Annotated in this window: 10 protein-coding genes; all 10 read left to right on the plus strand. The window is 70.4% G+C overall.

Annotated elements, in window-relative coordinates:
• Positions 1–5 precede the first annotated feature (5 nt).
• Positions 6–779: a ribonuclease III gene (gene rnc, locus ACLEQD_RS08150; protein WP_410382964.1), complete on the plus strand. Its 774-nt coding sequence runs from the start codon at positions 6–8 to the stop codon at positions 777–779.
• A 67-nt stretch (positions 780–846) separates the two neighbouring features.
• A complete protein-coding gene (locus ACLEQD_RS08155) occupies positions 847–1,542 on the plus strand; it encodes a peptidylprolyl isomerase (RefSeq protein ID WP_410382956.1) in 696 nt (231 codons plus the stop codon).
• Positions 1,539–2,096: a peptidylprolyl isomerase gene (locus tag ACLEQD_RS08160; RefSeq protein ID WP_410382957.1), complete on the plus strand. Its 558-nt coding sequence runs from the start codon at positions 1,539–1,541 to the stop codon at positions 2,094–2,096. The genes ACLEQD_RS08155 and ACLEQD_RS08160 overlap by 4 nt, the downstream gene beginning before the upstream one ends.
• A gap of 80 nt (positions 2,097–2,176) precedes the next feature.
• A complete protein-coding gene (gene era / locus ACLEQD_RS08165) occupies positions 2,177–3,130 on the plus strand; it encodes a GTPase Era (protein ID WP_171416582.1) in 954 nt (317 codons plus the stop codon).
• 55 nt (positions 3,131–3,185) lie between these two features.
• A complete protein-coding gene (gene der, locus ACLEQD_RS08170) occupies positions 3,186–4,595 on the plus strand; it encodes a ribosome biogenesis GTPase Der (protein ID WP_410382958.1) in 1,410 nt (469 codons plus the stop codon).
• Positions 4,596–4,696: 101 nt separating this feature from the next.
• The gene (locus ACLEQD_RS08175; protein WP_410382959.1) at positions 4,697–5,503 is read left to right on the plus strand and encodes a tetratricopeptide repeat protein; all 807 of its coding nucleotides are present in this window, start codon (positions 4,697–4,699) and stop codon (positions 5,501–5,503) included.
• A 46-nt stretch (positions 5,504–5,549) separates the two neighbouring features.
• Positions 5,550–6,689: a PQQ-binding-like beta-propeller repeat protein gene (locus ACLEQD_RS08180; RefSeq protein WP_410382965.1), complete on the plus strand. Its 1,140-nt coding sequence runs from the start codon at positions 5,550–5,552 to the stop codon at positions 6,687–6,689.
• Positions 6,686–7,123: a (deoxy)nucleoside triphosphate pyrophosphohydrolase gene (locus ACLEQD_RS08185; protein ID WP_410382960.1), complete on the plus strand. Its 438-nt coding sequence runs from the start codon at positions 6,686–6,688 to the stop codon at positions 7,121–7,123. Before ACLEQD_RS08180 ends, ACLEQD_RS08185 begins: the two co-directional genes overlap by 4 nt.
• On the plus strand, positions 7,123–7,998 hold the full coding sequence (locus ACLEQD_RS08190) for a ribonuclease H-like domain-containing protein (protein WP_410382961.1): 876 nt from the start codon (positions 7,123–7,125) through the stop codon (positions 7,996–7,998). The genes ACLEQD_RS08185 and ACLEQD_RS08190 overlap by 1 nt, the downstream gene beginning before the upstream one ends.
• Positions 7,999–8,009: 11 nt before the next feature.
• Positions 8,010–8,192 (plus strand): hypothetical protein (locus tag ACLEQD_RS08195; RefSeq protein ID WP_410382962.1); only part of this gene is annotated, 183 nt, incomplete at its 3' end.

Consider the following 8,192-nt stretch of genomic DNA (forward strand, 5'->3'; position numbering starts at 1 on the left):
AGAAGATGACCCTGGCCGAGCGGGTGCAGGCCCTGGAGGCGCGCCTGGGCGTGCAGATCTCCAAGCGGGACCTGGCCCTGGAAGCGCTCACGCACAAGACGTACGTCAACGAGAACCGCGACCAGAACCTCAAGGACAACCAGCGCCTGGAGTTCCTGGGCGACGCCGTCGTGGACCTGGCCGTGAGCCACCGGCTGATGGACCGCTGCCCCGGCGTCCCCGAAGGGGAGCTCACCAAGATGCGCGCCCGCATCGTCCACGAGGAGGGCCTGGCCCGCGTGGCCCGGAGCCTGCGCCTGGGCGAGCTGCTGCTGCTGGGCCGGGGCGAGTCCCAGTCCGGCGGCCGCGACAAGAACTCGCTGCTGGCGGACGCGCTGGAGGCGGTGCTGGGCGCCGTCTACCTGAGCGGCGGCCTGGAGCCGGCGCTGGCGCTGGTGGACCGCTGCTTCGGGGAGCTGGTGGAGGAGGTGGCCTCCGGCGCCGGCCGCCTGGACTACAAGACGCTCCTCCAGGAGCTGTCCCACGAGAAGCTCAAGCTGTCGCCGCGCTACCGGGTGGTGTCGGAGACGGGCCCGGAGCACGCCAAGGTGTTCGAGGTGGAGGTGGTCATCGGGGAGGCCGTGTACGCCCGGGCCACCGGCCGGAACAAGAAGGAGGCCGAGCAGGCGGCCGCTCGCACCACCCTGGAGCGCCTCAAGGCGGAGGCCGCTGTCGTGGCGGCGCCGGCCGTGGTGGCGCCCATCCCGGGAGGTCCTTCACCGGACGACCCTCCGGCGTGAAAGCCCTTGGAGGGGGAGGGGGGTGGGGGGTAGGGTCCGCGCCTTCCTGCCCTGGAGGCCGTCCCGTATGCACCGTCTTCTCGGTATCACCGTGGCGCTTGCAGCCTTCGCGGCCCTGGCCGCCGAGCCCGCCGCGGGCCCCTGGACCCGGAAGGTCCAGGTCGGCAAGGACCTCTACGCGACCCTGAAGACGAGCCAGGGCGTCATCACCGTGAAGCTCTTCTCCAAGGACGCGCCCAGGACGGTGGAGAACTTCGTGGGCCTCGCCACCGGCGAGAAGACCTGGACGGATCCAAAGACGGGCGAGCCGGTGAAGGGCAAGCCGCTCTACGCCGGCACCGTGTTCCACCGCGTCATCCCGGGCTTCATGATTCAAGGCGGCGACCCCACCGGCACCGGCAATGGCGACCCGGGCTACCGCTTCGCGGACGAGTTCCAGAGCGGCCGCGGCTTCGACAAGCCGGGCCTGCTGGCCATGGCCAACGCGGGGCGCAACACCAACGGCAGCCAGTTCTTCATCACCACCTCCACGCCCGCGCACCTCACCGGCCGCCACACCATCTTCGGCGAGGTCGTCACGGGCTACGACGTGGTGGAGAAGATCGGCAACGTGCCGCGCAGCGCGCAGGACCGCCCGCAGACGCCCGTGGTCCTGGAGACGATTACCCTGAGTGACAAGGCGCCCAAGGGTGCCGCCGCAGCCACGGCCAAGAAGGCCCCGGCCTCCAAGCCTGCTCCTGCCACCAAGAGCGCGCCGCGATGAGCTTCATGGAGCAGGCCCGCGCGGGCACGGAGCTGTTCGGCACCTTCGCGACGACGGAGGGGCGCATCGTGGTGCGCCTGTTCTCCACGGAGTCGCCTCGGACGGTGGAGAACTTCGTGGGCCTGGCCACCGGGGAGAAGCCCTGGACGGACCCGGTGACGTTCCAGGTGCAGCACGGCCGCCCGCTCTACGACGGGACGCTCTTCTTCCGCTGCATCAAGGACTTCATGATCCAGGGCGGGGACCCGACCAGCCGGGGAAACGGTGGGCCGGGCTTCCGTTTCGAGGATGAGTTCCAGGGTGGCCGGCGTTTCGACAGGAAGGGCCTGCTGGCCATGGGCAACACCGGCCCCAACACCAACGGCAGTCAGTTCTTCATCACCGCCGCGCCACAGCCCCACCTGGACAACCGGTACACCATCTTTGGCGAGGTGGTGGAAGGGCAGGACGTGGTGGACCGCATCGCCAACGAGCTTCCCAAGGATTCAAACGACCGTCCCCGCCGGGACGTGCGCATCCAGACGTTGACCATCTCCACGGCGCGGCCGTCTTAAGGCCGTCCGCCGTTCATAGCCGTTCCCCCGGGGCCTTCCCGTGCAGCACGTCGGAAGGCCCACTGATCATCTCCGGAAGTATGGCCTCTCAGTCCCAGAAGAAGACCCCTCGCGCTGGCTTCGCCGCGCTCATCGGCCGGCCCAACGTGGGCAAGAGCACGCTGCTCAACGCGCTCACCGGCGAGAAGATCGCCATCGTCTCGCCCAAGCCGCAGACCACCCGCAACCGCATCCTGGGCGTGGTGACGCGTCCGGAAGGGCAGGTGGCGTTCCTCGACACGCCCGGCATCCACCAGGCCAAGGGAGAGCTCAACCGCTACATGGTGGAGGCCGCCCTCTCCGCGGCCGAGGAGGTGGACCTGGTCCTCTTCCTCATCGAGCCGCCCCAGGGCGAGACGCTGGACGTGACGCCGGGCAACCGCTCCATCCTCGAGCGGCTGGAGAAGGTGGGCAAGCCCACCTTCCTGGTCATCAACAAGATCGACTCCATCCCCAAGTCGAAGCTGCTGCCGCTCATCGCCCTCTACGGCCAGGAGTTCCCCTTCGCGGAGGTGGTGCCCATCTCCGCGCGGGAGAAGGACGGCGTGGAGCACCTGTTCCAGGTCGTGCTGGGCCACCTGCCGGAAGGCGAGCCCCTCTTCGCGGAGGACATGCTCACGGACCAGCAGGAGCGCGTGCTGGTGGCGGAGTACATCCGCGAGCAGGTGCTCCGGCACTGCCGCCAGGAGATCCCGTACTCCACCGCGGTGCTGGTGGACGTGTTCGACGAGTCCGAGCGCGAGCCGCGCCCGGGCACGCCCCCCGGCCAGCTGGGCGGCCTCATCCGCATCGCGGCCTCCATCTACGTGGAGCGAGACAGCCAGAAGGCCATCCTGATTGGCAAGCAGGGGCAGATGCTGAAGCTCATCGGCACGGACGCGCGCAAGTCGGTGCAGCGCCTGCTGGGCGCGCACGTGTACCTGGACCTGCGCGTGCGAGTGGAGGCCCGCTGGAGCGAACGCGCCGCGGGCCTGAGGAAGCTGGGTTACGAGTGATGTCGCCGCTGAAGCCGTCGCCGCTGAAGTCGTCGTCGCTGTCGAAAGAGACTCCATGAAGCCGCTGGTCGCCATTGTCGGTCGCCCCAACGTGGGCAAGAGCACGCTGTTCAACCGCCTGGTGGGCCGGCGTATCGCGCTCGTGGAGGACGAGCCGGGCGTCACCCGCGACCGGCACTACGCCGACGCGGAGTGGGAGGGCCGCGCCTTCACCCTCATCGACACGGGCGGCTTCGTCCCCGGTGAGAAGGACACGCTGCTCAAGCAGGTGCGCGAGCAGGCGCAGTTCGCGGTGGAGGAGTGCGACGTCATCATCTTCGTGGTGGACGCCCGCGCGGGGATGACGACCGCGGACGAGGCCGTCGCCCACTACCTGCGCAAGTCGGGCAAGCCCGTCGTGGTGGCGGCCAACAAGCTGGACAACGAGACCGGGCAGATGCAGTCGCTGGCCGGCGAGTTCTTCCGCCTGGGCCTGGGCGACGTGAACGCCATGTCCGCCGAGCACAACCTGGGCATGGGCAGCCTGATGGACTCCGTCGTGTCCAGGCTCCCGGAGAAGCAGGAGGGCGAGGACGCGGAGGCGCCGCCGGACGACGGGAAGATCCGCGTGGCCATCATCGGCCGGCCCAACGTGGGCAAGAGCACCCTGGTCAACGCCATCCTCAAGGAGAAGCGCGTCGTCACGAGCGAGGTCGCCGGCACCACGCGCGACCCCATCGACTCCGAGGTGATGTACAAGGGCAACCAGCTCATCCTCACGGACACCGCGGGCATCCGGCGCAAGAAGACCATCGCGCACCAGGTGGAGCAGTACTCCGTCATCGCCGCGCTGAAGGTCCTGGAGCGCAGCGACGTGGCGGTGCTGCTGATGGACGCCACGGAGCCGGCGGTGGATCAGGACGCGAAGCTCGCGGGCCTGTCCATGGACCGGGGCCGCGCGCTGGTCATCGTGGTGAACAAGTGGGACCTCATCGCGGAGGACAAGCGCCGCCAGGAGTCCTTCCGCGAGGACCTCAAGATCGCGCTGAAGTTCGTGGGCTACGCGCCGGTCATCTTCACGTCCGCCCTGCACGGCTCCAAGGTGGAGAAGGTGGTGGACGTGGCGGTGGAGCTGGCCAGGCAGTTCCGCTTCCGGGCGCCCACCCCCCAGCTCAACAAGCTGCTGGACTACATGGTGGACAACAACCCGGCGCCCATCGTGAAGGGCAAGCCGCTGCGCCTGTACTACATCGCCCAGGTGGCGGCGGCGCCGCCGACGTTCGCCCTCACGTGCAACGAGCCGCAGGGCGTGCCGGACATGTACAAGCGGTACATCACCAACCAGCTCCGCAAGACGTTCGACTTGCGGGTCCCCATCCGCCTGCTCTTCCGCGAGCGTCCAGGCAAGGCCAAGCGTGAGGCGCGCAAGAAGCCGCACCTGGCGGGCAAGGGTGGCAAGGGTGGGAAGCGCGCGGGGCGCGACTGACCGCGCTCACGCGTTGACACTCCCAGCGGGCGCTCTTTACAGTGCGCCGCTTTCCCAGCAGAGCGAAGAGCACCGTCGAGCCGGAGAGAGGTCCCTTCATCGTGGCCCAGCAGAAGACCGAGAAGATTCGCCAGCAGGAGCTTCGCCAGCCGGACGCCTTCCAGAAGGTGGGGGCGGACGCGCGCGACTGGTTGATGCAGCGCCAGAAGTTCCTCGCCATCGGCGCGGGCGTGCTCGTGCTGGGCGCGGTGGGGTTCGCCATCGTCAGCGAAGTGTCCAAGCGCGGCGAGGAGACGGCCGCCATGGCCCTGGGCCAGGCCCTCACCGTCCTGGACCGCCCCGTGACGGGCGTGGACCCGGCGGACCCCACGGCCACGGAGCCCCCGTTCGCGACGGTGCAGGCCCGTGACGAGGAGGTCGTGAAGCAGCTGTCGGCCTTCCGCAAGGAGCACGAGGGCACGCGCTCGGCGACGACGGCCGCCCTGGCGCAGGCGAAGGCCGAGTTCCGGCTGGGCAGGAACGACGACGCCCTGGCGTCCCTGGACGTCTTCCTCAAGGGCGCCCCGGCGAACGACGCCCTGCGCGCGAGCGCCCTGGAAGGCCAGGGCTACGCCTACGAGGCCAAGGGCGACTACGCCAAGGCCATCACCGCCTTCGAGGAGATGGAGAAGGCGGACACCGGCGAGTACCTCGTCGGCATGGGCGCGTACCACAAGGCGCGCATGCTGATCCTCCAGGGCAAGAAGGACGAGGCGGCGCAGGTGCTGTCGAAGATCCCGACGGAGCACCCGAACAGCGCCGCGGCCCGCCAGGCCACCGAGCGCATGGCGGTGCTGGCCGCGGAGGGCGTGAAGGTGCCCACGCCGGCGCCGCCGGCCGCCACGGCCACGGACGCGGGGCAGCCGTAGCGCGCTCATGACCATGCGGCTCGCTCGGTGGAAGCGGTGGGTGGGAATGGTGGCCGGGGTGGGGCTCCTGGCCGGGTGTGCGCGGGCGCCGCTGTATGGCAACCCGGAGCTGCCCGCGGCGCCCCGCCAGCCGCCGGTGGAGTACTTCCAGGTGGACTGGTGGAAGGGCCTGGTCGACAAGGTCCCGCTGCTGGAGTACGCGCCGCGCGAGCCCGCCTCCCCGGTGTACGACCCGGAGAGCCGGAACGTCGTCGCCCAGACGCGTGACGGCTACATCCGCGCGGTGGGGCCGGACGGGCAGGTGGCCTGGTCCTTCCGCACGGGGGCCCGGGCGCTCGCGGGCGGCATCGCCAGCGAGGGCGTCGTCTACATGCCGGGCGGCGACGGCGTGCTGTACGCGCTCGACGGCCGCACCGGCGCGGTGAAGTGGAAGTACGCCACCAACGAGTCGCTGGCCACGGTGCCGGTGCTCGCGGACGGCCTGGTGCTGGTGGCCACGGACACCGACACGGTGTTCGCGGTGAAGGCGACGGACGGCACGTGGGTGTGGCAGTACCGGCGCGACCCGCCGTCCGGCTTCACCATCCGCGGGGCCTCCGCGCCGAAGGTGGACCAGGGCACCGCGTACGTCGGCTTCTCCGACGGCTTCCTCGTCGCCCTCAAGCTGGAGGACGGCGGCGTCGTCTGGGAGAAGTCCCTGTCGGGCGCGGGGACGGAGTTCCTGGACGTGGACACCACGCCAGCCATCGACGCGGCGGGGCGGCTCTACGTCGCGTCGTACAAGAACGGCCTGTACGCCCTGGAGGCGGACACCGGCGCCGTCATCTGGAACACCAGCGTGGGCGGCCTGACGTCGCTCCTGTCCCGGGGTGAAGTCGTGTTCGCCACGGGCGACGGCCGCGTGGACGCCTACCTGGGGGAGACGGGGAAGCTCATCTGGTCGCTCCCCCTCAAGGATAGGACGGCGCTGGCGCCGGTGTTGGCCCGGGGAATGCTCCTGGTGCCCAACGAGCGTGCGCTGCTGTTCGTGGATCCGACGACGGGCAAGACGCGCCTGTCGTGGAACCCGGGCACGGGCATCTCCGCGCCGCCGTTCGTCGTGGGCTCGCGGGTGTACGTGCTGTCCAACAACGCGTACCTGTACTCGCTGGACCTGAACGACGTGAAGAAGGGGCCGCGCGGGTGACGCGCGCCGTGCCCCGGACGGTGCGGGTGGTGGCCGCGCTGATTCCCCGGCCCGGCCTGGAAGACGGCGGGCCGCGGTACCTGGTCCAGCAGCGCCTCCCCGGCGGCAGCCGCGCGCTCCTCTGGGAGTTCCCCGGCGGCAAGGTCGAGGCGGGCGAGACGGACGAGGCCGCCCTCGCGCGCGAGTGCCGCGAGGAGCTGGACGTGGAGCTGGCCGTGGGCCGCCGCCTGTGGGAGGGCCGGCACACGTACCCGGACCTCACGGTGGAGCTGGCGGTGTACGCGGCCACGCTCAAGTCCGGCGAGCCGAAGCCGCTGGGCGCGCACCAGCTGGCGTTCCACACGCCCACGGAGATGCAGGCGCTGCCGTTCTGCGAGGCGGACGTGCCGCTCCTGGACGACCTGTTGGCGGGAAGGCTGGGTGCGCTCGATTGATGCTGCTGCACACGTTCCAGCACATCCCCGGCGTGGGGCCGTGGCGCGAGAAGGACCTGTGGTCCAAGGGCATCCGGACCTGGGATGACTTCCCGGACGGCGGCATCGTCATCAGCCGCAAGGCGGACACGGTGGCCCGCCAGCGCATCGCGGAGGCGCGCGAGGCCCTGGCCCGCAAGGACCTGAAGGAGCTGGCCCGCCTGGTGCCGCCGCGCGAGCACTGGCGTCTGTTCCCGGAGTTCCAGGACGACGCCGTCTACTTCGACATCGAGACGGACGGCAGCCAGACGCAGGTGCCCACGGTGGTGAGCCTGTTCGACGCCGCGGGGCTGCACGTCTTCATCCAGGGCCGGAACATGGACGCGCTGCCGGAGGCGATGGCGACGCGGCGGCTGTGGGTGACGTTCAACGGCTCGTGCTTCGACGTGCCGGTGCTGAAGGAGTATTTCGGCGCGAAGCACTTCCCGGTGCCGGAGGCGCACATCGACCTGCGCTTCGTCACGCGGCGGCTGGGGATGGGCGGCGGGCTGAAGGAGATTGAAGACAAGCTGGGCGTGGGCCGGCCGCCGCACCTCAAGGGCGTCAACGGCTACGACGCGGTGCTGCTGTGGCGCGCGTACCTGCGTCGCGGCGACGTGGAGGCCCTGCGCTACCTGGTGGAGTACAACCTCTACGACTCGTTCCAGCTCCGGTCGCTGATGGACCTCGCGTACAACAAGGGCGCGGACGACCTGAACCTGGACGTGCCCCGGCTGAAGGTGTTCGAGCGCGGGGACCTGCTCTACGACGTGAGCCGGCTGCTGCTGGAGCTGGGCCCCACGGAGCGCGACCTGGACACGCTCGCGCGCGTGCGGGCCATGGAGCAGGATTCCTGAGCGGCCAGGTCGTGCCCTGGGTCGGCCGGCCGCGGCCCGGCACCCTCTGGGGCATTCCCAGCCGCCGCGTGGCGCTCACCCGGCTCACGGCCCTGCCGCGGACGGACGCGGAGTGGGCGGGTGACGGCTTCGTGCTCACGCCCACGGCCGAGGCGGTGGGCCTGGCCGTGGTGACGCGGCGCCTGGCCGTGCTC

The sequence above is a fragment of the Corallococcus sp. 4LFB genome, assembly GCF_046520365.1.
GTDB lineage: Bacteria > Myxococcota > Myxococcia > Myxococcales > Myxococcaceae > Corallococcus > Corallococcus caeni.